Raw genomic sequence first — 25,221 nt, 5'->3', positions numbered from 1 at the left:
ACTTGCCATGAGGCATTCACAGGCGTTAAGCTATCACGAAGTTTACGTTAACGTAAAGTGCTGAGCATGCTCAGCCTAACAATTTTATTACAGCAGGAGAAGTTAAATGAGCTCAGATTCAGTTGTCATTGTCGCCGCTGCGCGCACCCCAATGGGCGGTTTCATGGGAGAACTCAGCGCAGTAAGTGCGCCTGACCTTGGTGCCCAAGCCATTCGCGCTGCGATTGAGCGTTCAGGGCTTGCCGGTGAAGACGTCAGTGAAGTGATTATGGGCTGTGTCTTACCTGCAGGTTTAAAGCAAGCACCGGCACGTCAAGCTATGTTGGCGGCAGGTCTGCCATTAGGTACTGGCGCAACCACCATCAATAAGGTTTGTGGCTCAGGCTTGAAAACCGTAATGTTTGGCCATGACTTGATTAAAGCCGGCTCTGCCGACGTAGTCGTTGCTGGTGGCATGGAAAGTATGTCGAATGCACCGTATTTGCTCGACAAGGCACGCAGCGGCTATCGCATGGGCCATGGTCAAGTACTCGATCACATGATGCTCGACGGCCTGCAAGACGCCTACGAAGGCAAAGCGATGGGTTGCTATGCGCAAGATACCGCCGATGCCTATGGTTTTACTCGCGAAGCGATGGACGATTTTGCCATTCGCTCATTAACTCGTGCGCAAGAAGCGATTCAGAGCGGCAAATTTGCCGACGAAATTACGCCGGTTTCTTACAGTGATCGTAAAGGTGAAGTCACCGTGAGCACCGATGAGCAGCCAGGTAAAGCGCGGATTGATAAAATTCCATCGTTACGTCCAGCGTTTGCTAAAGATGGTACCGTCACCGCAGCGAACTCTTCGTCGATTTCCGACGGCGCTGCTGCATTAGTTCTGATGCGTGAAAGCGACGCCAAAGCGAAGGGCTTGCAGCCTTTGGCGCGGATTGTCAGCCACGCGACGCATTCGCAAAAGCCGTCTGAATTCACCATGGCGCCAGTCGGTGCAATGAACAAAGCACTTGAAAAAGCAGGGTGGTCGAAAGACGACGTCGATGTTTGGGAAATCAACGAAGCCTTTGCCATGGTGACTATGATTGCCATCAAAGACATGGATTTGGATGCTGACAAAGTCAACGTTCACGGCGGCGCCTGTGCATTAGGCCATCCGATCGGCGCTTCCGGTGCGCGCTTGTTAGTGACCCTATTGCATGCCTTGAAACAACGTGGTGAAACCAAGGGTATGACTTCACTGTGTATCGGTGGTGGTGAAGCCGTCGCTTTAGCGGTTGAAATGCTCTAATAGCATTCACTGCATAGAAAAAATCCCCGTCGCCGGTTGGGAGGCTACGGGGATTTTTTTATGTGTTTGATTTGGTTTGACACATTAACCAACAGGTCGCGAATCCTGGGTTAATGACAGCGCCGAGACCTACAGCACATACATGTAGAGATAGGCCGACCCAACCAAGATGCCTGCTACAGTTAAAATGCCTGGCACGATAACGTTAACAAGTAGGTTTTTGCGGATTTCTTCGATCATGGCTGACTCCTTAGTCAATAATATAATTAACTTGAAGCAGGAATAGGTGTCTGGGCGCTTCAATCTTCAGACGCCCATATTATATACCGTGCAAGCTTTTTTTGGAGATTATTCGCATGAAATCGATTAATGGGTCGCACGAGTTTTATTGCGGATGTTCGAGTGCGCTGTAAAGTTTCGCCTGTAATCGATCGGCATTGTGCATGCTGTCATTTAAGGGCAGCTGCAAACGTTGAACCTGGCCTGTGCTGGTGCGCCATTGAATCATTAATGAGCGGCTGTCTAAACCGCTGAAACGGTCTATCCAGTAGCGTTTTACTTTGATTGAGATAATTTGTACAAGAGGGATTTGCGTCTCACGAAAAACGCTTCTCACAATGAGTGTGTCGTCTTTGAGGTCGTAGCTGTTCCAGGGAATGCGATTCCAGTAAACCGTTAGTACCGACAAAATGGCAAATGCAGCGGATACGAGCGGATGCATGTTGCGGAACATGCCGATATTGAAAATCCCGAGGATCGCGATCACGGCCAGTGCGGACATATAGAGAACGATATATAAAGCAGCGTACTTCTTTTTCCGATCGACATACACATGCGATGCACTTTTTGGGTCCGGCTTGGCTTTGACCACGACGAAGCTCATGGTGTAACTCATCAGCAAAGCAAAGAGCGGTGCGTTGAGCATAGGCACGAACAACCGTGTCCAGAAGCCAGGAGTTTCGACTAGAGGGTACTCTGTCGGTGTATAGGACCAACCCATAAACAATGTTATCGCGATAAAAGCGAGGGTGCTGATACTGAAGATTTTGGCAAATTTGATTAACTTGTCGCGCCGAAGCGTTCGCCCATATTGAATCGGATCGCCAAATTGTGTCGTCACCTGTTCGGCTGCAAGGTCGCTACTTTCGCCACTCGCGACTAACTGCGAATGGTGCTCAAGTAAATGGTCGCGAACTTCTTCGAGCATTTGACAACGCAAGGCTTTGCGGCCTGGCAATTCCTGTTCAATTTGCTGCAGGTACGAGTCAATAGCCGGAATGTCAGTGGCCAATTCTTGAGGGAATTGTGGTGAAAAAAGTCGAGTAACGCGAAATAAACGCATAAATTAGTCCTTGTTAGTGAAAATGGTACGCTCAAGCAAGCTTGCTACCTTGCGCCATTCTGCTGTTTTCGTGCGCAGGTAACTGCGCCCGAGATCCGTGATTTTGTAATATTTCCTTGGCGTACCGCGCTCACCCGGCTGGCGGTAGGAAATTAAGAGTTCGCGCCGTTCTAAACGATGAAGTAGGGGATAAAGTGTCGCTTCTTTGACGACGTCTGCATCCGCACCAAGTTGTTGGTGCAGTGCTTCGCGAATACCAAAACCGTAGTTTTCGCCTTGGGTGAGGACATTCAAGACCAGCGTGTCCAAAAGTCCTTTGAGAATTTGTTCATTATCAGTTTTCATTTTTTAACTATACATAGTAAACCTTATTTGATCAAGGTTAAAATTTGTCGCTTTTTTCATCATTGATTTGCGCAATCAGTTACACTCATGCGGTAAGCGGATGTATAAGGTGCTTTTTTGTGTCGACAACACCACTCTATCATTGGTTGATTCAGCTCCCTGAGCCGGTATGGCTGTTGCTCTTGCTGGTCGTGACCCTGATTATCTTCTTCTATCTCGACGCAGTAAGAATGTTGCGTCGCCAAGCCTTTTTAGCGTTTGTCTATGCAAGTGCAGGAAAGATTCGTCGTTGGCTCTGGGACAGCCTGATCCTGCGAATTGGTTACGTCTTCATTGCCATGATCATGGCGCTGCTTGCCATCATTGTCATGGCACACTTACATTGGTTGGAGTGGCTCGTATTTGCCTGCGGTATGCTTTCCTTGGGGATCTTTTATCGTTTGTTTTCCCGTGGTTTGCGTGCAGAAGCGCAGCCTGAGTTTCTAGCGGTTGTAGCACTGCGGCTGAGCGCATGGTGTAATCTCGCTGTGATGGTCATTGCATTAGCGCTTGTGCAGTTTTTCTGGCTGGATTTACCCGATACCCGGGCTTTTGCCGTGAGCGAGTATGTGACTTACGCCTGGCAACAATACGATCTTGAGCACGCATCTGTACCGGTTTTCGCGATATTGCTGGCTGTGGCTGGAACACTGCAAGATGTGCAATGGTACTTGCTACAACAGGCGAGTGGTGTGGCATTACCCGTGACGATGAAAATTGCGGCTTGGTTAGTCGTACTCATGATTCAAGCAACCAAGCTCGGCGTGCTGCAGCTCGTCATATTAGGGTTAGTGAGTATTGTCACTGCAAGCTCGGGAGCGAATCGTCAGGTATTACGCAAACGCCTATGGCGACGCAGTGTGTTATTACCTATTGCCTTGGTGTTTGTTAGTTACTTAGCGCTGACGAAGATGCCACAGCTATGGAGCGCCGCTAGCGAGAAAGGCGCGAATGAAGTCAGCTCGGCTAGTGCTAATTCAAACGGGGAGCCAAGTGATCCCTGCGACCGTATTTGGGCAAATAACGGTGCGGGCGCTGGTACTGACGTACAAGGCAAAACGCGTCGGCAAGCTGAATTAGCGAGTCTCGAAAGCTCTCTTTCAGCCGCGTTGCAAACCGACCATGCGCAAGCTCAAGCGCGTTTGCAACGAGACATTGAAATGCAAGTTGCAGCGGCGTATGCGCAAGCAGAAGCGGGTGTCGACGCATTTCTTGATTGGAATTTTAGTCTTGCCGGCCAATATGCCCAACTCATCTATTTGGCTGGAGCAAGTGTGAGCCAAGCGAGTTTTGCCGATTACCTCAGCGGTAAGATGAATGGTTTTATCCGTGAGCCGCTAACGCCGGCTCTGCTAGCGGCTCAGCAGCACTTCAATGGCAACATGGAAGTCGAAGTGCAACGTGCGGGGCAAGCTTATCAGCGTCTTTTCAATCAATTCGCGGCACAAACCGCCTGTTTACAATTACCGGATTTCGACTTTGATCCGAGTCAGTACGTCGACAAATCCCTCGTTGGTCTCGGTGCGGGGGCAGCATTAGCCGCACGTATTGCGCTGGCAGCTGGGACACGAACAGCAACACATTCTGGGGTGCGGCGGGCGATTAGCGCAATATTTACTCGTGGTGTTGCGCGAGCGGGGGCGGTCACCTCAGGCGGCGCTGGCGCAGTTTGCGGACCTTGGGCGATTGTCTGCACGCCAGCCATCATTGCTACTGTTTGGTTGAGTACCGACTACGGCCTCAACAAAGCAGATGAAGCATTGAATCGAGAAAGTATGAAAGCAGAAATGATGGCAGCATTAGCAGACGAACAAGCAGAAACCGTCGCTACTTTGTATGCGTTTTATGCGCGAATCTTGGACCAGTTTTATGCTGAATTAGATGAACACCAAAACCGTCAATTTAATATTCTGCGTGATGGTGTTCGTTGAGTTTAATTATCGGATGTACAAAAGTTGTCATTGCTGAGCTCTTGTTCACCGCTCCAGCGATAGGCAACTAATGGCCCAGTGCGGCCAGCGGAATAATCCACACAAGCTGATTTTGGTGTCAGTATTTGCGGTGTTCCAGCGAGCCAATAATGGCCAAAAAACACCGGGCAATCGCCTAAGTAAGCCAAACGCTTTAGCAAGGCTGTGTCGGCCGGAACTTGTAAGAGGTGGTTCATCGCGTGCTGGTTCTTGCTTGGATTTGGGATGTGAGCAATATCGGCCAAGGTGTCAGCATCGGAGCGCCACCAAGAGATTCGCACTTCCCAGCGTTCCTTACCTTTGTGATCCACAAACGAAACACCTTCAGGCAGTGTTTCTTCCACACCTTTCAGTAGGTTCTCAACCGCAATAAAAGGTGCGGTGTCGCGTTCAAAAATAGTCTCCCAAGCGTCCTCGCGCAGCGAGTTATCAGGATTTAAAAAGGGTTTAACCACGGCAAAGGAAGGTTCATGCCAACATGCGTGGATAATCCGCAGTTCGCCGAGGTCGAGAAACAGCGGCAAGGTCTTGAACCAGTCCAACCAAGGTTGACGGTCGGCGATATCGGGTAAATTATCCAGAAATGCTTGGTGATGAGCCTGATTAGTCGCGCTGTGCTCGCGCAGGAATTCGCCAGTTTTACTGTGGCGCAGCGACCAGCCGACAGCATTGAGCTCATGATTACCCATGACAACCCGCGCATGGCCAGCGTCGACCATGGCTTTGACGGTTTCGAGAACAGCCACGGTTTGGTCGCCGTTGTCGATGAGATCGCCGACGAAAATGGCTTCACGACAAGGGTGTTGGTAAACACCCTCGTGCTGCTGATATCCTAGGTTCGCCAGCAGGGCAAAGAGTTTGTCGGCCATTCCATGAACGTCACCGATAATATCAAATCCCGGCTGCATGTTGGTGTCCTGTTTGCTCACTGCTGTCACTCCTTTTCCTTGAGACTCGGATGGTACTGTTTAGCTGACGAAATCACCGTCACGCTCAGGCTGATAAACTATCTCGATGACTTCGACATGGGCAAGCCCCGATTGCATTGGCCATTCGATGGTCTCACCGACACGCACCCCAATGAGCGCGCTGCCAATGGGAGCGAAAATTGAGATGGCGTCCTCAGTTTTGCCAAGGTCGGCCGGATAAACTAAGGTTTTTTCAAATTCTTTCGCACTTTCAATTAAACGAAAGCGAACCCGCGAGTTCATGGTGACCACATCGGCAGGGATATCTTTTGGCTTAACCACTGTTGCTCGAGCAAGCTCTGATTCTAAATGTGCAACTTGTTTGCTTAAAGCTGGTGTTTTTTCAATTAGCGATTCAATGCGAATAACATCGAGTTCAGACATAATTAATTCAGGTTGTTTAATTGGCTCAGTCACAGACTACGTCTCCTTAATTTCTTCCACCAAGGTGATTGCAAAATAAACTTAGCGGAATGAATAAAAAACCGCCTGCTCAAGACAGGCGGTTAGGTATTTAATGTATATCTTATATATGGCGCTTTCTGCTTGGAAAATCAAGCTTTAATCGCAGCCTTTGCAGTTATTTGTGACGGGTTCGATAATAGCTTGGTAACCACACCGCAAAACCGATGATGATTGCGCCTAAGGTGAGAGTGGCCCAATTTACGTCTTGCCCCCAGAGTAAAAAGTTAACGAGTAGCCCAGCCGGAATAAGAGCATTATTCATCGTGGCTAGTTGACCGACATTGACCTTTTTCGAGGCGATACTCCACGCTAGATAACCACAACCGGAAGCACCAAGGCCAAGCCACAACAAGACCGTCCAATGCACCCATGTGGTTGGTAAACGCTCGAAATTACCGAATAGCAACATACCAAGTCCAGAGACTAACGTGGCTCCAAGAAAGAACAAGCCATAGACCTGGAGCTGCTCGCGATCGCTACCTAGCGGTAAACGTTTATAAGCCACCTGACCGAGGGCAAAACAGATATTGGCACCTTGAATGAGTAGGAAGCCAGTAAGGAAATCTGGGCTAAGCCCCTGATAACGAATAACCGCGGCACCAACAACGGAAATAACTGCGGCTAACCACCAGATTTTTGGCAGTGGTTTGCGGTTGAGAATTTGCTCGTCTAGCAAGGTTATATAAAGCGGCGTGAAAATAGTAAAAAGTAAAACTTCAGCGACACTAATGTATAAAAAAGCGTGATAGAGCAATAAATACATGACGCCAATTTGAATGCCACCGATGGCCATGAGCTGTAGCCGTCGAGAGCGGCTCAAATGGCCGATTTTAAGAAAGGGTAATAATAGAATTAAGGCTAGAATCATGCGAATAAAGACCGCGATGTAGGCGTCTACATCGCGGGCAAGGAACTCACCGATTAAAGAAAAACTAAAAGCCCAAAGTAACGTGATAATTATGAGTGTTGGCATTTCCGCTCCCGACGCCAAGTAAACGCGCCGCTAGTATGCCAAACGTTTGCCCAATACGCACGCCATGCAAGCAGTCGGCTATACGAATGTGGCACAAAGTACAAACTCGTTAGGGTGCTGAATAATAGCCCCGCAATAATGGTAATTGCCATGGGTGTATAGGGAGGGCCGTCACCACCAATTTGCGTGTTGCCGAGTGCGAGCGGCAACATACCGAGAATGGTGGTCGCAACCGTCATCAGGATGGGCCGTACCCGTCGTGATGCAGCTTCGATGATGGCATCTTCTAAGCTTTGTCCATCGTCGATTTGTTGGTTAATCGCATCAACCAACACAATGCCGTTATTCACCACAATTCCCATGAGAATCAGCATGCCAATCAGCGCCATGAGCTCAATACCTGTGCCAGTTAGCCAAAGCCCCCAAAACACGCCGGTAATGGCTAATAACAATGAACCAATAACTGCCGATGGTAAGAGTAACGACTCAAACAGTGCCGCCATCACCATGTAAACCAAGGCGACAGCCAGCAGCATGTTGACGATCATAATCGAGTTTTGCTGCTGTTGGGTTCGAAAACCGCCATCGAGAGTCCAGCGATAACCGTCAGGTAAGCTCACTTGTTGCATGACTTCTTGAATGGCGGTACGTGCTTCGGCAATCGTCATGTTGTCTAAATTGGCACTGATACGTATGGCGGTTTGGCGATTGAAGCGGCGCACTGTGCCCAATTGCGGAACCTGCTGAATATCCGCAACTTGGCGCAAGGTGATTAACGCTTCTTGGTCGCGAGCGATGACTAAGTTTTCCAACTCAGCGAGTGACAAAGCGACTAACTCAGGGTAGGTCATACGAATTCGCACATCTCCAGTGGGGTGGTGGCGAAATGAGCGTAAGTTGCGGCCACGCAGCGCAACCGCAATTTGCTCGGCAACCTCTTGGGTATTGAGATTAAAGCGCTGTGCTTGTTCACGATCAATTTGAATCCGCAATTCAGCTTGCGCATTGCCGGTGTCGGTTTGCACATCGGTTAAGCCTTGAATGCGTCCGAGAATTGGAATGAGGTCTTCAGCGACTTGCTCCAACTCGGTTGTCGAGCGACCTTGGAGGGTGATTTGTACGCCATCCCGAGGGCCGCCTTGAAAACCAAACACCGGCTTACTGCGTGCCAACGGTGGCATGCCATCGCGTACTCGGCGTTGAATTTCGGCGACGGATAACTGGCGATCCTCTTTCAGCAAGAGTACCGAGTTGGCATAACCCGGTGTGAAATAGCTGTAAACGTGCTCAATCTCAAACTCATCTTGATTGGCATACAAATAGGCCTCTAAGCGGCTTACCTCTTGTTCTACTTCATCTAATGTATATTGCCCGATGATATTGTAATTAATAAATAGTCGGTTGTTGTAAGCGGTCTGAGTTTGATCCGAACCAATATTGTGAAATGGAAAGGCCGTACTAATTAGCATCGCTAAAATAATAAACGTGGTGCTTTTCGGATGACGATGAGACCAACGCAGACTTCGTAGGTAAAAATCTTTTATGCGACTGTGCTGGTTAGCTTGCGGCAATTTAGCCGGCTTAAGTTTACTAATCAGCAATGGAATGAGGGTTTGTGCAACTAACAGCGAGGCCAGTAACGAAATACAAATGGCAATGGCGACATGCTCAAGAAAAATAGTGATTTCTTCTTGTTGGCCAAATAAATTGGGTAAAAATACAATGGCCGTAGTGAGCGTACCGGCAATGATTGCAAGGGATACGCGGGCACTACCATTCAAAACGGTTGTGCGATCCGGCGTGCGTCCCGCGAGTTGTTCGTCGTGTTGCTCGTGTTTAATACTCTCACTGACAACAACAGCATTGTCGATGAGCATGCCGACAGCGAGCATGAGCCCCATCATGGACAGGATGTTGAGGCTATAACCGAGCAGATACATAATGCCGAGTGTCAGGCATATCGCAATCGGTACCGACAAAACGATAATTAGCGTGGTACGCCAATCGCGAATAAACAAGAACAGCACGATAACTGAGAGAACTGCGCCAATTCCGCCGGCTAAAAGCAAGTCGCGCAGAGAGGTTGTTACGCTCTCTGCAGTATTGTCCATCACCATCAGGTCGATTCCCTGAAACGAGGAACTGGTTTGGGCCTGCTCAATGACCGCTGTTGCTAAGCGAGCAACGTCGACGAGATTGGCACTCGATTCTTTGAAAATATCAATGCCAATTGCGTAGGTTTGATTAAAGTGTCGCCCGGCAAGACGGCGTGGCAACTCGTAGTTGACCTCGGCGATATCACCGACGGTAATGAACGGCGTGATTGGTAATTGACGAATATCATCGAGGTTACGGAACTCACCCGCAGGTTTCACTAACACGCGTTCGGCATCGGTTTCTAAATGACCGGCGCTCATGGTGAAATTTGCCCGATTGAGAATTTGCCCGACTTGGCTGGCGGTTAAGTTTGCGGCAACGAGTCGCTCTGGCTGTAGGCGAATGACAATTTCACGTTGATCTACGCCATAAAGCGCAACACGCGAGACACCTTCTAAGCGCTCTAGTGGTTGCTTAAGTTGACGATTAATCAGGTCATAGGCGAGCGAGAGATCTTGGCGGCTCGAAATCCGTAGCTGCAACACCGGCATATCGTCGGTGTTGAACTGAAAGATGAATACCCGCTCAACGTCTTCTGGTAACAAGTGGCGCACAGTTTCAATGCGTTCACGCGCTTCCATGCTGCGTGCGGAAATATTGTCTTTCCACTGAAACATGAGGTTAACGTTGGCACCTTCCGCATTCGAAAATGAATTCAGCTCTTGAATCCCCGACATGGTTGCTAACGCTTCTTCCAATGGTCGCGTGATTAGGCGCTCAACCTCAGCGGGCGTTGCGCCCGGGTAGGGCACTTGCACCATGATTTGTGGAATATCAATGCCAGGGAATTTCTCCAGTGGTAACAAGCGACTCGAGACCAAACCAAGTAATAACAGGCTTAAGAAGATCATGCAGACGGTTACGGGCCGCCGCATCGCAAAAGCGGCAAGAGGCGCGCTTAATTGCAACTTATTCATGCGTGTCTCCTTGCGCAAAGTGCTTGCGATCAAACAGTTGGTAAACCAACGGAATGAAGAACAGAGTTAGCAAGGTTGCAAATAGCAAGCCACTGATGACGGTAATGGCCATGCTGGCGCTAAGTTCGGCACCTTCACCAATGCCCAGTGCAAGAGGCACTAAACCTAGCACAGTGGTGAGCGTTGTCATCAGAATCGGGCGTAGACGCTGCGCTGCTGCTTGCTGAATCGCTTCGAGCTTCGCGATACCTTCGCGACGTAGTTGATTAATTCGGTCAATCAAGACAATCGCATTGTTAACGACGATACCGGCGAGCATGATCAAACCGATAAAGACCACCACACTCAAAGGTGTATTGGTGATCCACAAGCCAATCAATGAGCCAGCAGCGGCTAATGGTACCGAGAACATAATCAGGAATGGGTGACCGAAGCTTTCAAACTGTGAAGCCATGACCAGGTAAACCAAGAACACGGCAAGGGCGAGGGCCATTAACAACGAATTAAACGATTGCTCAACTAACTCGCTTTGACCACCAATGTTCGCGGTTACTCCGGCAGGCAAGCTCATATCTTGCAATAGCGTAATCAGACTTTGCTCGGCTGCTTTTAGGTTGCCCTGACTTGGACTGGCGCTAATGAGTGCAACACGTTGCTGACCAAGGCGGGTTATTTCGCTTGGGCCAGTAATTTGCCGAATGGTGGCAATCGCACTCAAAGGTATCTCCGGGCTACCACCTGGATTGACTATCAGTTGCTGGACGTTGGCTGGGTCATTACGAACACTGTCTGGCAAACGGACACGAATGTCGATTTGGCGGTCGTGCAAGTTGTACTTCGTTGCGACTTGGCCACCGATTTGCGTGCTAATTAACCGCGCCACATCGGGGGCGGTAAGGCCTAAATGAGCCATGCGCAGGTGGTCGAAAATGATCTCCAGTTCCGGCTGACCGCGTGTCAAACCGTTCCGCACATCGGCAAAGTCCGGGTGTTCGGTGAGCTGCTGACTGATGCGTTCAGCGGCAATCAGCAAGGGCTCTAATTCATAGCCTGAGAGCTCGATCACAAGCGGTAAGTCAATACTGACTAATTCAGGAAAATCGATAGTCGCTTGAACGTCGGGTTGTTGCTCAAGAAATGTCCGTAGATCGCGAATGACGCCATCGCGCTGCTCGGCAGTTGCTGTCGGCTTGACCACCACATTAAAGCGTCCCCAAAAATCGCCACCTTGATTCGCTTGCACTTGCATCAGTGAGCCAGAGCCGGCTACAGAGTAAGAGCGCAGAACTCGGGTATCGGCTTGGAGGCGCTCGGCAACCTTGGCCATAAATGCATCGGTCTCGGCAATCGGGGTACCACGCGGTAGTTGAATATCGACATAAAACTCACGCTGTTCCATTTGCGGAATCAGTTCCATACCAAGGCGTGGTGCGAGGGTAAAGCTGGCAAGGGTAATGGCGGCAAACATTAAAAAGAATGGCCATGGGTTACCTTGCATAGCTTTTAGGCTTGTCGCGTGGCGCTGATTAACTTGGGTCATGAAGGCCTCAAATACCCAGACAATCGGACGACACAGCTGTTTCGCCAGAAAACCTAACCCTTGTGTAATTTTGCGCAGAACAGCGAGTACCAAGATTGGCAGCCAGTAGAAGAATACGCGACTGAGCATCCGAAATGGCCAAGTGAGCCAACGAACCCAACGGCGGGTTGGGGTCGCCGGTGGGTGCGCTGACTCTGTGGTTTGGGCTTGGCGTTTAAACTCACGGCTGGCAAGCATGGGAATCAAGCTTAATGCGACAAATAATGACGCAATGAGGGCAAAGCTGACGGTCAGAGCTTGGTCAGTGAAAAGTTGCCCCGCCATGCCGCTAACAAAGATTAAAGGGATAAACACCGCAAGTGTGGTCAGGGTTGCAGCCGTGACTGCACCGGTGACTTCTTGCGTACCGGCAACAGCAGCGGTTTGTTGATCGTCACCAAGTTGTTTGCGCCGGTCGATGTTCTCTAAAACAACGATCGCGTTGTCGACCAACAGCCCCACGGCCAAAGCGATCCCACCTAGTGACATCAAGTTCAGGCTAAGACCGGTCATGAACATGAAAAAGAAGGTGGCAATAATCGAAACAGGAATGGCCAGAGAAATAATAATGGTCGGTCCAAGCTGACGCAGAAATAATAAAATGACCCCCATTGCTAGTAATCCACCAACGACAGCGTTACTTTTTACCGCTTTAATGGCGTTGCGAATGAAGGTTGACTGGTCGGCGAGAATCTCAATTTCATAGCCGCTCGGCAGAGTACGTTGGATTTGCGGTAAGCGCGCCCGCACGGCATCGGCCACCAGTACAGTGTTAGCATCGCCCTCGCGGTAAAGATTTAGCTCGATACTCTCGCGGCCATTCACACGGCTGATCGATGTCCGGTCTTTAAAGCCACTGCGAATCTCGGCGATATCTTGCAATTGAATCGGCGCTCCATTGCGAGTGGCAATGTAGATATTGCCAATGTCATCGAGGCTCTGGAACTGATTCACGGTGCGTACTAAGAACTCTTGACGGCCACTTTGCACGCGCCCGCCAGCTTGGTTCATATTTTCTGCACGTAAGCGTTGGACGATAACTTGCATGTCAATATTCAGTTGGCTTGCTCGTTGCTGGTCAATCAGCACTTGCACTTCGTCCTCGTAGCCACCACCAATACGGACAGCTGCAATGCCGGTAATACTCTCGATTTGCCGTTTTAGTTCGTCGTCCGCATAGCGGCGCATTTCTTGTAGCGCGCCAGGGCTTGTCTCGTCGCCACCGGCTAGCGCTAAGCGCATAATCGGTTCAAGGTTGGGGTTAAAACGCAACAGCACAGGTTTTTCGACGTCGAGAGGTAACATGACCATGTCAATTTTCTCGCGTACTTCAATACCCGCATAGTCCATATCGGTGCCCCAAGCGAACTCGAGAACGATATCGGATTGACCGGCCCGGGCAAATGAAGTGATGGTACGAACACCGCGCACGGTGCCGACGGCTTCTTCTAAAGGCCGGTTAATCAGCTGCTCAATTTCCAACGGCGCTGCGCCAGGGTAGGCGGTGCGCAGCGTCAGCGTTGGATAGCTTAAATCGGGTAAGAGGTTTACCGGCAAGCGACCTAAGCCGACTAAACCGAACAGAATAACCGCCAAGGTAAACATCGTGATAGTCACTGGGCGACGCACTGCTAATGCTGCTATGCCTTTGTTTTTCATTGTTTTGTCTCGCTAGCAATCGATCAGAGCAATTTAAAGTTGAATCACTTCAATGGTGGCATCGTCGCGCAGAGTATTCTGGCCAGTCACAATCACCGGGGTGCCTTCGCTAATCCCGTCGATGACTTCAATCCAACCATTCTCACGAATACCTGTGGTGATTTTCACACGCTGCGCTTTGTTTTCATTAGCAATAAACACGTAGCTGTCTTGGTCAACCCGGACAATCGCTTGGTTTGGAATCCGCAACACTTGGTCTTTCTGGGCATAGTGCAGTTGCACTCGAGCAAACATGCCAGCGCGCAGTGCATGGTCGTCGTTGCGAATATTTAAGACCACACGGAAGGTGCCAGAGCCAGAGTCGATAATTGGGCTGATACGAGTGACTTGCGCTGTCACTTTTTCACTGCGTTGACTAGCTTGTAGTTCAAGATCGGCATTTTGGCCAACGCGAATTGAAGACAAAGCATGCTCAGGCAAGTGTACCGTGGCTCGCAAGTTGTCAGCATTGACGATGTGGAATAATGTTTTTGGCTGGTAAGCTTGAATCATGTTGCCGTTTTTGACGAAACGGTGGGCAATATGACCACTAATTGGTGCCCGAATGACGCTTTCATTTAAATCCAGCTCAGCAATTTGTAATTGCGCATTGAGTGCATCGTGACGTGACTGTAAGCGCTCAAGTTGCTCAGTACTGACCATTTGCTGGCGTGCGAGTTGCTGTAAACGACTCAGCTCTTGCTCGACGCCACGAAGTTCAGCTGCGATTTGATCGCGGATAAAACGGTAACGCGCTGACTCAATGCGAGCAAGTGCTTGCCCTTGTTCAACATAGTCGCCTTCTTCCACAAGAACTTCTTCGACAATGCCGCTTACCCGGGCGATGACATCGGTTTCCTCGTCGGCTTCTAAAATGGCGCTAGCTTGGAAGCTTGCTCGTACCGAGCCCTTGCCGACATAGACTGCCTCCACCGGAATTCCGCGTTCTGCTGCTTGCTGCGTTGATGGCTGCACACCACCTGCATTCCCACAAGCACTTAAAGACAGCGCTAAAGCACCGATGACACCAACATAGAGCGAACGAACAGTTAAAGTTTTCATTGTATTGTCCAGTTAACCAAATTGCCTCACATACACAGAGATATGCTAAAACCGTGCCAGTTTTATTATATTCCATAAATGACTGATCTGATTGTAATAATTTGTCAATTAGAGGCGTCTAATGAATAAAGTTAGTGAGTTTCCGCACCAATCGTTAGTGAAAATCGCCATTCCAGCTACGGTCCCTAAATCCATTGCGGACCGTAGCTGGAATGAAAAAAGGACTAGACATTTAGATGGCTAAATGGCTAGAATGCCAAAAAATGCAATGAGGAGATTCACAATGCGGTTAGAAACTTTAGCGTTACACCATGGTTATTCGGCGGAAGCGACGACGCGCGCAGCGGCGGTACCGATTTATCAAACCACATCATTTACCTTTCGTGACACTCAGCACGGTGCTGATTTGTTTGACCTGAAAGAAGAGGGCAACATTTATTCGCGGATCATGAACCCGACGAATGCAGTGCTTGAGCAACGGTTGGCAGCGATTGAAGGGGGCGTGGGAGCACTAGCGGTGGCTTCAGGGATGGCCGCTATTAACTACACGATTCAGACGATTACCGCTGCGGGTGACAATATTGTCAGTATCAGCCAACTGTATGGTGGCACCTATAACTTTTTTGCGCATTCATTGCCGCAACAGGGTATCGATGTGCGCTTTGCTGATGCTGATGATTTTGCGGGCATAGCCGCTTTAATCGACGATAAAACGAAGCTGCTTTTCTGTGAGTCGATTGGTAACCCTGCAGGTAACGTTGTCGATATTCAACGCCTGGCTGAAATTGCTCATGCGCATGGCATTCCGTTGGTGGTCGACAATACTGTGCCGACGCCGGTGTTGTGTAAGCCAATTGAATTTGGTGCGGATATCGTGGTGCATGCATTAACGAAATACATTGGCGGTCACGGCACCACCATTGGCGGAATTATTATCGACAGTGGCAAATTCCCGTGGGCTGACTATCCGGAGAAATTCCCGCAATTGAACAAACCGGACCCGTCCTATCATGGGGTGGTGTATACCGAGGCTTTGGGTCCTGCTGCGTTTATTGGTCGGGCACGAGTGGTACCTCTGCGCAACACCGGTTCGGCGCTGTCGGCACAAAGTGCGTTTAACTTCCTTCAAGGTTTAGAAACACTTGCGTTACGGCTTGAGCGTCACTGTGAAAATAGCCAACGAGTTGCGGAGTACCTGCAACAACATCCGGCGGTTGAAAGTGTCAATTATGCCGGTCTGCCAACCGACAAACATCATGCGTTGGCCCAGAAAATTACCCAAGGCAAAGCTTCTGGAATTCTGAGCTTTACTGTCAAAGGTGGTCATGAAGCCGCGGTGAAATTTATTGATTCCCTGCAGTTATTCTTGCGCTTAGTCAATATTGGTGATGCCAAGTCGCTGGCGTGTCATCCGGCGTCGACTACTCATCGGCAATTATCACCCGCCGAACTGGCGAAAGCTGGTGTTAGCCCTAGTCTAGTGCGTCTATCGGTTGGTATTGAACATATTGACGATATTATTACCGATCTTGAGCAGGCGCTCACTGCATCGCAACGCCCAGCGCTAAAATCCGCTTAGTGCTGGGCATATAGGGCTGGCTATTTACGCGTTACTTATGCGTAACTTACGCGTTATTTAGCCACCCAAGCTTGTAGCCAATTCTGCAGTAATTGCACCCCACTGGCTTGCCAAAAGGCGGTGGGGAGTTCTTTCCCTTCTTCATCAAGAAAATAGTATTCAGGTGCTTGTGGCGACAAGCCTTTGTCGAAATCACGACGGAATTCTTTATACAGCGTGTCGGCTTCATACTCGGGGTGACCGAAAATGAATGCGCGTCGGCGTAAGTCGTCGGCAGCGAGGAAGGCTCCAGCATTCGGTGCATGCATTAAAACTTGAATTTCGTTATGGGCAAAGAGCTGTTGTTGCCTCGCTTCAGCGTGGCGCGAGTGGGGAAATTGCACACCACTGGTTAAGTTTTGTACAAGGGGGTGCGGGCGCACGATACGGTGACCAAACACACCGCTTATTTTTCGAGCTTTTTGCTTACGAGGAATGTTGTAGTGGTGGTACAAAGCGGCGTTTGCAGCCCAACATAAATACAACGTACTTTCGGCGATATCATCAGCGTAATCGAAAATTTCTTCGAGCTCTTGCCAATATCCAACCTCGTCATATTCTTTGGTGCCGAGTGGTGCGCCGCTAATCACCAAACCATCAAGTTGCAACAAATCACTGACCGGTGAATAGTATTGGCGGATATGGTCGAGCGAGGTGGTTTTTGGGGTCCAACGGTTGAGAAAAAGAAAATGAATTTCAATGTTGACGTCGACCTGGGCAAATAGACGCAACCACTGCCTTTCGCAGACTTCTTTTTCTGGCATTAAATTTAAAAAACCGAGCCGAATTGAGCCACGCTCCTTAGGCGCAAAACGAATATCTAAACCTTCTTCCTGTAAGATTTCGACAGCGGGTAATGGGCGGTGAACAATCACAGGCATGAAGTCTAGAGCCTCGCTTACTTAATTAGAAAAAACAATCATGGCATTGCGAAGCACGGAGGGCAATAGTAAAAGCACCAGTGAATGGCTTAAATAAATGATCGAGAATAAAAAAAGTCGCCCGCAGGCGACTTTTTAGTCAGTCTATTCGACTGGAATTACTTACTTTTTAATCGGGCTAAACTCACGCTTTGCTTCACCGGTGTAAAGCTGACGTGGACGACCGATTTTCTGGCTCGGCTCGCTGAGCATTTCGTGCCAGTGTGAAATCCAGCCAACTGTCCGTGACAGGGCGAAAATAACTGTAAACATATTGGTTGGAATGCCAATTGCTTTCAGGATGATACCTGAGTAGAAATCGACGTTCGGATACAGCTTTTTCTCAACGAAGTATGGGTCTTCAAGGGCAATGCGCTCGAGCTCCATCGCTACGTCTAATAACGGATCTTTAATGTTCAGTTCGCTGAGAACTTCGTGACAGGTTTCGCGCATTACTTTTGCACGTGGGTCGAAGTTCTTGTAAACACGGTGACCGAAGCCCATGAGACGGAACGGGTCGTTCTTGTCTTTCGCTTTGTCGATGAACTCAGGAATACGCTCGACTGAGCCAATTTCCGCTAACATCTTCAAACAGGCTTCGTTAGCACCACCGTGCGCAGGACCCCACAAGGATGCAACACCAGCAGCAATACACGCATATGGGTTAGCGCCTGAAGAACCGGCTAAACGAACCGTTGATGTTGAAGCGTTTTGCTCGTGATCAGCGTGTAAAGTGAAGATCCGATCCATTGCTTTGGCGATAATCGGACTGACTTTGTACTCTTCAGCTGGCACCGAGAACATCATGTTTAAGAAGTTCTCTGAATAGCTTAAATCATTACGTGGATAAACAAACGGCTGGCCGATATTGTGCTTGTAACACATTGCCGCGATTGTAGGGATTTTCGCGATTAAGCGGTAAGCACTACGTACGCGCTGTTTCGGGTCAGCAATGTTTAAGTCGTCATGGTAAAACGACGACAATGCACCAGTCACCGCACAAAGCATTGCCATTGGGTGAGCGTCACGGCGGAAGCCACCGAAAAACTCATGAATGCCCTGATGGACCATGGTGTGCTTGGTAATGGTCTTTTTGAACTCTTCGTATTGCTCTGAGGTCGGCGCTTCGCCGTGAATCAGCATGTAACAAACTTCAAGGTAGTCTGCTTCAGTGGCTAGTTGTTCAATTGGATAGCCGCGGTGCAACAACACACCGTTGTCACCGTCAATGTAGGTGATCTTTGATTCACAAGAGCCGGTCGCTAAGAAGCCAGGGTCGAACGTGAAGTAGCCGTGCTTGCCTAGGGTCCGTACATCTATTACATCGTGCCCGGCGGTGCCTGAAAGCACCGGCAGCTCGATACTATTGCCATCGATTTGAATAGTGGCTTTACGCTCAGCCATGGAAATCTCCTTGTATTCTGTGCGTCTTGGATAAAAAAGTGCGCTAGTTTTACTTGATCTTGGGGGTATCTGTCAATTTAACGTAAAGGGTAGAGGTTTGGATGACTACTGATTTTCGACTACAACTTTAGTCTAATTGTTAGGAATTTGTGAGTGACCGATTCCTGATTTTTTCTACGATATCACGTATATTCGTGAACCAGAATTAGCCTTCCTTGGTAATTGTAATTGTACAGCGCGCCCGATATACTTTAGCGCACTGATTTCAACAGCGTTTTCAGAAAAGGCAAACACTAGTGAAAAAACAAAGACCTGTTAATCTCGACTTGGCTACGATCAAGTTACCTCCGGCGGCTCTTTCGTCGATCCTCCACCGGGTGTCTGGTGTGATTATGTTGGTTCTTGTCGGACTTTTAGTTTGGCTCCTAGCTAAATCACTAAGCTCTCCACAAGGCTTCGCTGAAGCACAAAGCGTCATTGAACATCCTTTCGTGCGTTTTGTGGTTTGGGGTTTCCTTGCCGCTATCGGTTACCACTTGCTGGCCGGTATTCGCCATATCTTCATGGATCTCGGTTTCGGTGAAGAAAAAGAATCCGGAAAAATCACAGCAATCATCGCCATCGTTGGTGGTGTCATTCTAGCGATTCTGGCGGGAGTTTGGTTATGGTAAAAATCGCATCGACATTTGGCCGCAGCGGTACTCACGATTTCGTGTTACTTCGCGCTTCCGCGGTGATCATGGCAGCTTACCTCATCTTTATGGTGTGCTGGTTCTTATCAACGCCTGCAGTTACTTATGAAGTCTGGGTTGGTTTGTATAGCAACCTAGCGATGAAAGTATTCACTTTACTCACGCTAACGGGCTTATTAATCCACGGCTGGATTGGTATTTGGCAAGTCTTAACTGACTATGTGAAATGCTCTCGTTTACGCGGCGTTATTCAATATATTTTTGTTGTTGCTCTCGTTGTGTATTGGTTCACCGGCTTATTCGTATTGTGGGGTGTTTAAGTGAGCAAGTTAAAAGAACTCCAATTTGATGCAGTGGTTATTGGTGCCGGTGGTGCTGGTATGCGCGCTGCGCTGCAAATTTCAGAAAACGGCATGAGCTGTGCGCTGATGTCAAAAGTATTCCCAACTCGTTCTCATACGGTGTCGGCGCAGGGCGGTATTACCGTTGCGTTAGGTAACGCCCATGAAGACAACTGGGAATGGCACATGTTTGACACGGTTAAAGGTTCTGACTATATCGGTGACCAAGACGCAATCGAGTACATGTGTAAAACTGGTCCAGAGGCAATTTTAGAACTTGAGAATATGGGTTTACCGTTCTCTCGTTTTGAAGATGGCCGTATTTATCAACGTCCGTTTGGTGGTCAGTCGAAAGAGTTCGGCGGCGAGCAGGCGGCACGTACGGCAGCAGCGGCAGACCGGACTGGTCACGCGTTGTTGCACTTGCTGTACCAGCAAAACGTGAAAAACAAAACAACTGTGTTGTCAGAATGGTACGCCTTAGACTTGGTGAAAAACCAAGATGGCGCGGTCACTGGTGTGACTGCGATTGATATCGAAACTGGCGACATGTATCACATCAAAGCGAAAGCTGTGGTCTTGGCAACAGGTGGTGCGGGTCGTATTTTCGCCTCAACCACGAACGCTCACATTAACACCGGTGACGGTGTTGGTATGGCGATTCGTGCCGGTGCGCCAATGCAGGACATGGAAATGTGGCAATTCCACCCAACCGGTATTGCCGGTGCGGGTACCTTGGTCACTGAAGGTTGCCGTGGTGAAGGTGGCTACCTGTTGAATAAAGACGGTGAGCGCTTCATGGAACGCTACGCGCCAAACGCGAAAGACCTAGCGGGTCGTGACGTTGTTGCCCGTTCAATGATGACCGAAATCCGTGAAGGTCGTGGTTGTGATGGTCCTTGGGGTCCACACATCAAGCTGAAACTGGACCACTTAGGTCGCGAAACGCTTGAGTCACGCTTACCGGGCGTCTGTGATTTGTCGAAGACGTTTGCTCACGTTGACCCAGCGGTTGAGCCAATTCCAGTCATTCCAACCTGTCACTACATGATGGGTGGCGTGCCAACGGACGTGAACGGTCAGTGTTTACAAATTGACGCAAATGGTAATGCAACGCCAATTCAAGGCTTGTTTGCCTGTGGTGAAATTGCTTGTGTATCTGTACACGGTGCTAACCGCCTTGGCGGTAACTCACTGCTTGACCTTGTAGTCTTCGGTCGCGCAACCGGCTTGCACCTCGGTGAAGCACTAGCGGCTAACACTGAAGCACGTGAAGCATCAAAAGATGACGTTGACGCGGCAATGGCGCGGACGAACCGTTGGAACAACACGCAGAAGGGTGAGGATCCGTTCCAAATCCGTAAAGACCTGCAACAATGCATGCAGTTGAACTTCTCGGTCTTCCGTGAAGGCGACGCTATGGCAGAAGGTCTTGAGCAGCTGAAAGAAATCCGCGAGCGTTTAAAACATGCACGTTTGGACGACACCAGTACCGATTTCAACACCCAACGTATTGAGTGTTTAGAGCTCGATAACCTGATGGAAACTGCCTATTCAACGGCAGTTGCAGCGAACTTCCGTACTGAGAGTCGTGGTGCGCACAGCCGTGCAGACTTCCCAGAGCGTGATGACGAGAACTGGCTGTGCCACAGTGTTTATCGCCCAGAAGATGAGTCCATGGTGAAGCGTGAAGTGAACATGCAGCCGAAGACTCGTGACGCATTCCCGCCAAAAGCGCGGACTTATTAAGAGAGGGCTAACGATGAAGAAGTTGAAGTTTTCCATCTATCGTTACAACCCAGACGTGGACACGAAACCACGGATGCAGGAATACGAGCTGGAAGTTGAAGAAGGTCGTGACATGATGGTGCTTGACGCGCTGTTATTGTTGAAAGAAAAAGATCCAAGCCTTTCGTTCCGTCGCTCTTGTCGTGAAGGTGTATGTGGCTCTGACGGTTTAAACATGAACGGTAAGAACGGTTTGGCATGTATTACGCCACTGTCTTCGCTAAAAGGCAGCAAAATCGTTATTCGCCCACTACCAGGATTACCTGTCGTGCGTGACTTAATCGTTGACATGACTGCGTTCTACAAGCAGTACGAGCGGATTAAGCCATATTTAATCAACGACGACAAAACACCGCCAGCGCGCGAGCGTCTGCAAAGCCCGGAAGAGCGTGCTAAGCTTGATGGTTTGTATGAGTGTATTTTGTGTGCATGTTGTTCAACTTCATGCCCGTCGTTCTGGTGGAATCCAGACAAGTTCGTTGGCCCAGCAGGCTTGTTACATGCTTATCGTTTCTTAATCGATAGCCGTGATACTGCCACTGAAGAGCGCTTAAACGAGCTTGACGACGCATTTAGTGTGTTCCGTTGCCACGGTATTATGAACTGTGTCAACGTATGTCCGAAAGGACTGAACCCGACAAAGGCTATTGGTCACATTAAGTCCATGCTATTAGCCCGCGCTGTTTAGCGAAACGGAACGGGTTCTGATATAGTAGTGGTAACGTTGTACAAATAGCCATCCCGCTACGGATGGCTATTTTTTTAAAAAGATCGCTGCAAGACGAAGCGGTTGTGGTTTTAACGCGTATCTGCTGTTTTTCGCAGTCCAAACCAGTGAAAGGAAAAGCAATGCAAGAAGGCGCAATGCAAGCCTGGATTGAGTCCTCCCAGTTCTCTGGAGGTAACGCAGCTTACATCGAAGAGCTGTTCGAACTGTATCTTGATGACCCGAGCGCAGTCCCAAGTGAGTGGCGCAAGCTGTTTGACAGCCTGCCAACTGACGGTGCCGCGATGGATGTTAAGCACAGTCAAATTCGTGATCAATTTCGCGAAGCCGCGAAGAATAAGTTAAAGCAGTCAGGCTCTGGCTCTTTAAACTCGGAGCTTGCTGAAAAGCAGGTACGAGTACTACAACTGATCAACGCCTATCGCTTCCGTGGTCACCAGCACGCTAACCTCGATCCACTTGGGTTGTGGAAACAGGAAAACGTGCCTGATTTGAACCCGGAGTTTCATGGCCTTACCAAAGACGACATGAGCACTGAGTTCAATGTCGGCTCATTGGTGATCGGCAAAGAAACTGCGAAGCTAAAAGACATTCATCAAGCGCTAGACAGCATCTACTGCGGCTCTATTGGTGCAGAGTACATGCACATTGTAGACACCGAAGAGAAACGCTGGATTCAGCAGCGCTTAGAATCGCAACTTGGCCAACCGAAGTTTTCTGAGGAAGATCGCCAGAAGATTCTAAAAGAGTTGGTTGCCGCAGATGGTCTGGAAAAATATTTAGGCACGAAATTCCCAGGCGCGAAGCGCTTCTCGCTGGAAGGTGGTGACGCACTTGTTCCTTTGGTCAAGTCGCTAATTCGTCGTGCTGGTTCGCAAGGCGCGAAAGAAGTTGTCATTGGTATGGCACACCGTGGTCGCCTAAATTTATTAATTAACGTGCTGGGTAAGCACCCGCAGCAGTTATTTGATGAATTCGCGGGTAAAAACACCACCGACAAAGCGGGTGACGTGAAGTATCACATGGGCTTCTCGTCGGATTTTGAAACCGATGGCGGTAATGTTCACCTCGCGCTTGCGTTTAACCCGTCGCATCTTGAAATTGTCAATCCGGTCGTTATGGGGTCTGTCCGTGCGCGGATGGATCGTCGTGGCTGTAAAGACGGTTCACAAGCACTGCCAATCACCATTCATGGCGACTCAGCAATCGCTGGTCAGGGTGTTGTACAGGAAACCTTTAACCTGTCAAAAACCCGCGCTTACCAAGTTGGCGGTAGTATCCGGATTGTCGTGAACAACCAAGTTGGTTTCACCACGTCAAAACGTGAAGACGCGCGTTCAACTCAGTACTGTACAGACATCGCGAAAATGGTGCAGGCACCGATTTTCCACGTCAATGCTGACGACCCAGAAGCGGTATTGTTCGTTGCCCAACTGGCCGTTGATTATCGCAACACATTTAAGCGTGATGTGGTCATCGATCTCGTTTGTTACCGTCGTCACGGTCACAACGAAGCAGACGAGCCGAATGCAACTCAACCGTTGATGTATCAAAAAATTAAGAAACACCCAGTGCCACGTGAAATCTATGCCAAGCGCTTAATTGACGCTGGTGTGGTCAGCGAGGACGCGGTGCAACAGCTCGTCAGTGATTACCGGGATGCGCTCGACAAAGGCGATTGCGTCGTTGACGAGTGGCGGCCGATGAAAAATCATTCGGTCGACTGGTCGCCATTTGTGGATAAAGACTGGGATGTTGAGTATGACTCGTCAATTACCTTGGCAGAGCTAAAAGACCTTGGTGATAAAGTCAGTCACGTTCCGAGCGGCTTTAAACTCAATTCGCGCGTGAATAAAGTGTACGAAGAGCGCGTGAAGATGGCGAACGGTGACCGCAAGTTAGACTGGGGTATGGCTGAAATTCTAGCTTATGCTTCGCTTGTCAAACATGGCTACCGGGTGCGAATGACCGGACAAGATTGCGGACGTGGAACCTTCTTCCATCGTCATGCGGTGTTGCACAACCAAAAAGACGCGTCGACCTTTATGCCGTTAACGGCGATTGATGACAAGCAAGCACCGATTGAAATATATGACTCGGTGTTGTCAGAAGAAGCTGTTTTAGCATTCGAGTATGGTTATGCAACTGCAGAGCCGAATACGTTGGTATTGTGGGAAGCGCAATTTGGTGATTTTGCCAACGGCGCCCAGGTCGTTATTGACCAATTCCTTAGCTCAGGTGAACAGAAGTGGGGCCGCTTATGTGGCTTGACGATGTTGTTACCGCATGGCTACGAAGGTCAGGGCCCAGAGCATAGCTCGGCGCGACTCGAACGGTTCTTGCAGATGTCAGCTGACCATAACTGGTCAGTGTGTGTACCAACGACGCCTGCGCAAGTGTTTAACATGATTCGTCGTCAACAATTACGCCCAGTTCGCCGGCCGTTGATTGTAATGACACCGAAATCATTGTTGCGTCACCCAGATGCCGTGTCTTCATTAGAAGAATTGGCAGAAGGTAAATTCCATAACGTCATCGGAGAAATCGATAAGATCAATCCGAAAAAAGTGAAACGCGTAGTGTTCTGTAGTGGTAAAGTATACTTCGATTTACTAGCCGCTCGTCGCGAGGCCGAAAAGGAAGATGTTGCCATTATTCGAATCGAGCAACTCTACCCATTCCCGCACGAAGAAATGGCAGAAATTCTGAAAGATTATCAGCACGTGAAAGACTTCGTCTGGTGTCAGGAAGAACCACAGAACCAAGGCGCATGGTACTGCAGTCAGCACCATTTCTGGGCCGCAATCCCAGACGGTGCGAAACTGACCTATGCAGGCCGCGCTGCATCTTCATCTCCGGCAGTAGGTTATGCGTCGGTGCATAAAGAACAGCAGCAGAAACTCGTTAACGAAGCGTTAAGTATTTAAC

The 25,221-nt window shown here is 49.3% G+C and carries 18 protein-coding genes; 8 read left to right on the top strand and 10 right to left on the bottom strand.

The window, feature by feature from the left end; genetic code table 11:
* The first annotated feature begins 106 nt into the window (after positions 1–106).
* The gene (locus CWE06_RS03550) at positions 107–1,288 is read left to right on the top strand and encodes a thiolase family protein (RefSeq protein ID WP_126791212.1); all 1,182 of its coding nucleotides are present in this window, start codon (positions 107–109) and stop codon (positions 1,286–1,288) included.
* A 385-nt stretch (positions 1,289–1,673) separates the two neighbouring features.
* Here CWE06_RS03550 and CWE06_RS03545 read toward each other — a convergent pair whose 3' ends face one another.
* Entirely contained in the window at positions 1,674–2,630 is a 957-nt protein-coding gene (locus tag CWE06_RS03545; RefSeq protein ID WP_126791210.1) for a PH domain-containing protein, read from the bottom strand.
* Between the two features lie 3 nt (positions 2,631–2,633).
* Positions 2,634–2,975: a PadR family transcriptional regulator gene (locus CWE06_RS03540; RefSeq protein WP_126791208.1), complete on the bottom strand. Its 342-nt coding sequence runs from the start codon at positions 2,973–2,975 to the stop codon at positions 2,634–2,636.
* A 119-nt stretch (positions 2,976–3,094) separates the two neighbouring features.
* On the opposite strand from CWE06_RS03540, the gene CWE06_RS03535 reads away from it, so the two are divergent.
* A complete protein-coding gene (locus CWE06_RS03535; protein WP_126791206.1) occupies positions 3,095–4,945 on the top strand; it encodes a hypothetical protein in 1,851 nt (616 codons plus the stop codon).
* A 2-nt stretch (positions 4,946–4,947) separates the two neighbouring features.
* Here the strand turns inward: CWE06_RS03535 and CWE06_RS03530 are convergent, their stop codons facing one another.
* From CWE06_RS03530 to CWE06_RS03505, 6 genes are all read right to left on the bottom strand, one after another.
* The gene (locus tag CWE06_RS03530; protein ID WP_198679016.1) at positions 4,948–5,913 is read right to left on the bottom strand and encodes a metallophosphoesterase; all 966 of its coding nucleotides are present in this window, start codon (positions 5,911–5,913) and stop codon (positions 4,948–4,950) included.
* Positions 5,914–5,952: 39 nt separating this feature from the next.
* On the bottom strand, positions 5,953–6,369 hold the full coding sequence (gene rnk / locus CWE06_RS03525; RefSeq protein WP_126791204.1) for a nucleoside diphosphate kinase regulator: 417 nt from the start codon (positions 6,367–6,369) through the stop codon (positions 5,953–5,955).
* A 163-nt stretch (positions 6,370–6,532) separates the two neighbouring features.
* Positions 6,533–7,390 (bottom strand): EamA family transporter, encoded by an 858-nt coding sequence (locus tag CWE06_RS03520; protein WP_126791202.1) that lies wholly within the window; start codon positions 7,388–7,390, stop codon positions 6,533–6,535.
* Positions 7,375–10,464, bottom strand: a complete 3,090-nt coding sequence (locus CWE06_RS03515) for an efflux RND transporter permease subunit (RefSeq protein ID WP_126791200.1) — start codon at positions 10,462–10,464, stop codon at positions 7,375–7,377. Before CWE06_RS03515 ends, CWE06_RS03520 begins: the two co-directional genes overlap by 16 nt.
* The gene (locus CWE06_RS03510) at positions 10,457–13,702 is read right to left on the bottom strand and encodes an efflux RND transporter permease subunit (protein WP_126791198.1); all 3,246 of its coding nucleotides are present in this window, start codon (positions 13,700–13,702) and stop codon (positions 10,457–10,459) included. The genes CWE06_RS03515 and CWE06_RS03510 overlap by 8 nt, the downstream gene beginning before the upstream one ends.
* Before the next feature lie 33 nt (positions 13,703–13,735).
* On the bottom strand, positions 13,736–14,803 hold the full coding sequence (locus CWE06_RS03505; protein WP_126791196.1) for an efflux RND transporter periplasmic adaptor subunit: 1,068 nt from the start codon (positions 14,801–14,803) through the stop codon (positions 13,736–13,738).
* A gap of 283 nt (positions 14,804–15,086) precedes the next feature.
* On the opposite strand from CWE06_RS03505, the gene CWE06_RS03500 reads away from it, so the two are divergent.
* Positions 15,087–16,382: an O-acetylhomoserine aminocarboxypropyltransferase/cysteine synthase family protein gene (locus CWE06_RS03500; protein ID WP_126791194.1), complete on the top strand. Its 1,296-nt coding sequence runs from the start codon at positions 15,087–15,089 to the stop codon at positions 16,380–16,382.
* A 53-nt stretch (positions 16,383–16,435) separates the two neighbouring features.
* Here CWE06_RS03500 and CWE06_RS03495 read toward each other — a convergent pair whose 3' ends face one another.
* Positions 16,436–17,302, bottom strand: a complete 867-nt coding sequence (locus tag CWE06_RS03495; protein ID WP_126791192.1) for a homoserine O-acetyltransferase/O-succinyltransferase family protein — start codon at positions 17,300–17,302, stop codon at positions 16,436–16,438.
* Between the two features lie 162 nt (positions 17,303–17,464).
* Entirely contained in the window at positions 17,465–18,745 is a 1,281-nt protein-coding gene (locus CWE06_RS03490; protein ID WP_126791190.1) for a citrate synthase, read from the bottom strand.
* Positions 18,746–19,041: 296 nt separating this feature from the next.
* On the opposite strand from CWE06_RS03490, the gene sdhC reads away from it, so the two are divergent.
* The 5 genes from sdhC to CWE06_RS03465 all read left to right on the top strand — a co-directional run bounded on the left by sdhC (position 19,042) and on the right by CWE06_RS03465 (position 25,220).
* Complete coding sequence (gene sdhC, locus CWE06_RS03485; RefSeq protein WP_126791188.1) at positions 19,042–19,416, top strand: succinate dehydrogenase, cytochrome b556 subunit; 375 nt, start codon at positions 19,042–19,044, stop codon at positions 19,414–19,416.
* Positions 19,410–19,757 carry a succinate dehydrogenase, hydrophobic membrane anchor protein gene (gene sdhD / locus CWE06_RS03480; RefSeq protein ID WP_126791187.1) on the top strand — a complete coding sequence of 116 codons (348 nt, stop codon included), beginning with the start codon at positions 19,410–19,412 and terminating at the stop codon, positions 19,755–19,757. The genes sdhC and sdhD overlap by 7 nt, the downstream gene beginning before the upstream one ends.
* Positions 19,758–21,527: a succinate dehydrogenase flavoprotein subunit gene (gene sdhA / locus CWE06_RS03475; RefSeq protein ID WP_126791185.1), complete on the top strand. Its 1,770-nt coding sequence runs from the start codon at positions 19,758–19,760 to the stop codon at positions 21,525–21,527.
* A 13-nt stretch (positions 21,528–21,540) separates the two neighbouring features.
* Positions 21,541–22,254, top strand: coding sequence for a succinate dehydrogenase iron-sulfur subunit (locus tag CWE06_RS03470; RefSeq protein ID WP_126791183.1), 714 nt, complete (start codon positions 21,541–21,543; stop codon positions 22,252–22,254).
* A 161-nt stretch (positions 22,255–22,415) separates the two neighbouring features.
* Positions 22,416–25,220, top strand: coding sequence for a 2-oxoglutarate dehydrogenase E1 component (locus CWE06_RS03465; protein WP_126791181.1), 2,805 nt, complete (start codon positions 22,416–22,418; stop codon positions 25,218–25,220).
* Position 25,221: the final 1 nt, after the last annotated feature.

The sequence above is a fragment of the Aliidiomarina haloalkalitolerans genome, assembly GCF_003987315.1.
GTDB lineage: Bacteria > Pseudomonadota > Gammaproteobacteria > Enterobacterales > Alteromonadaceae > Aliidiomarina > Aliidiomarina haloalkalitolerans.
Note: the sequence above shows the minus strand (reverse complement) of the source record. Positions and strands in the feature narration are given on the sequence as shown.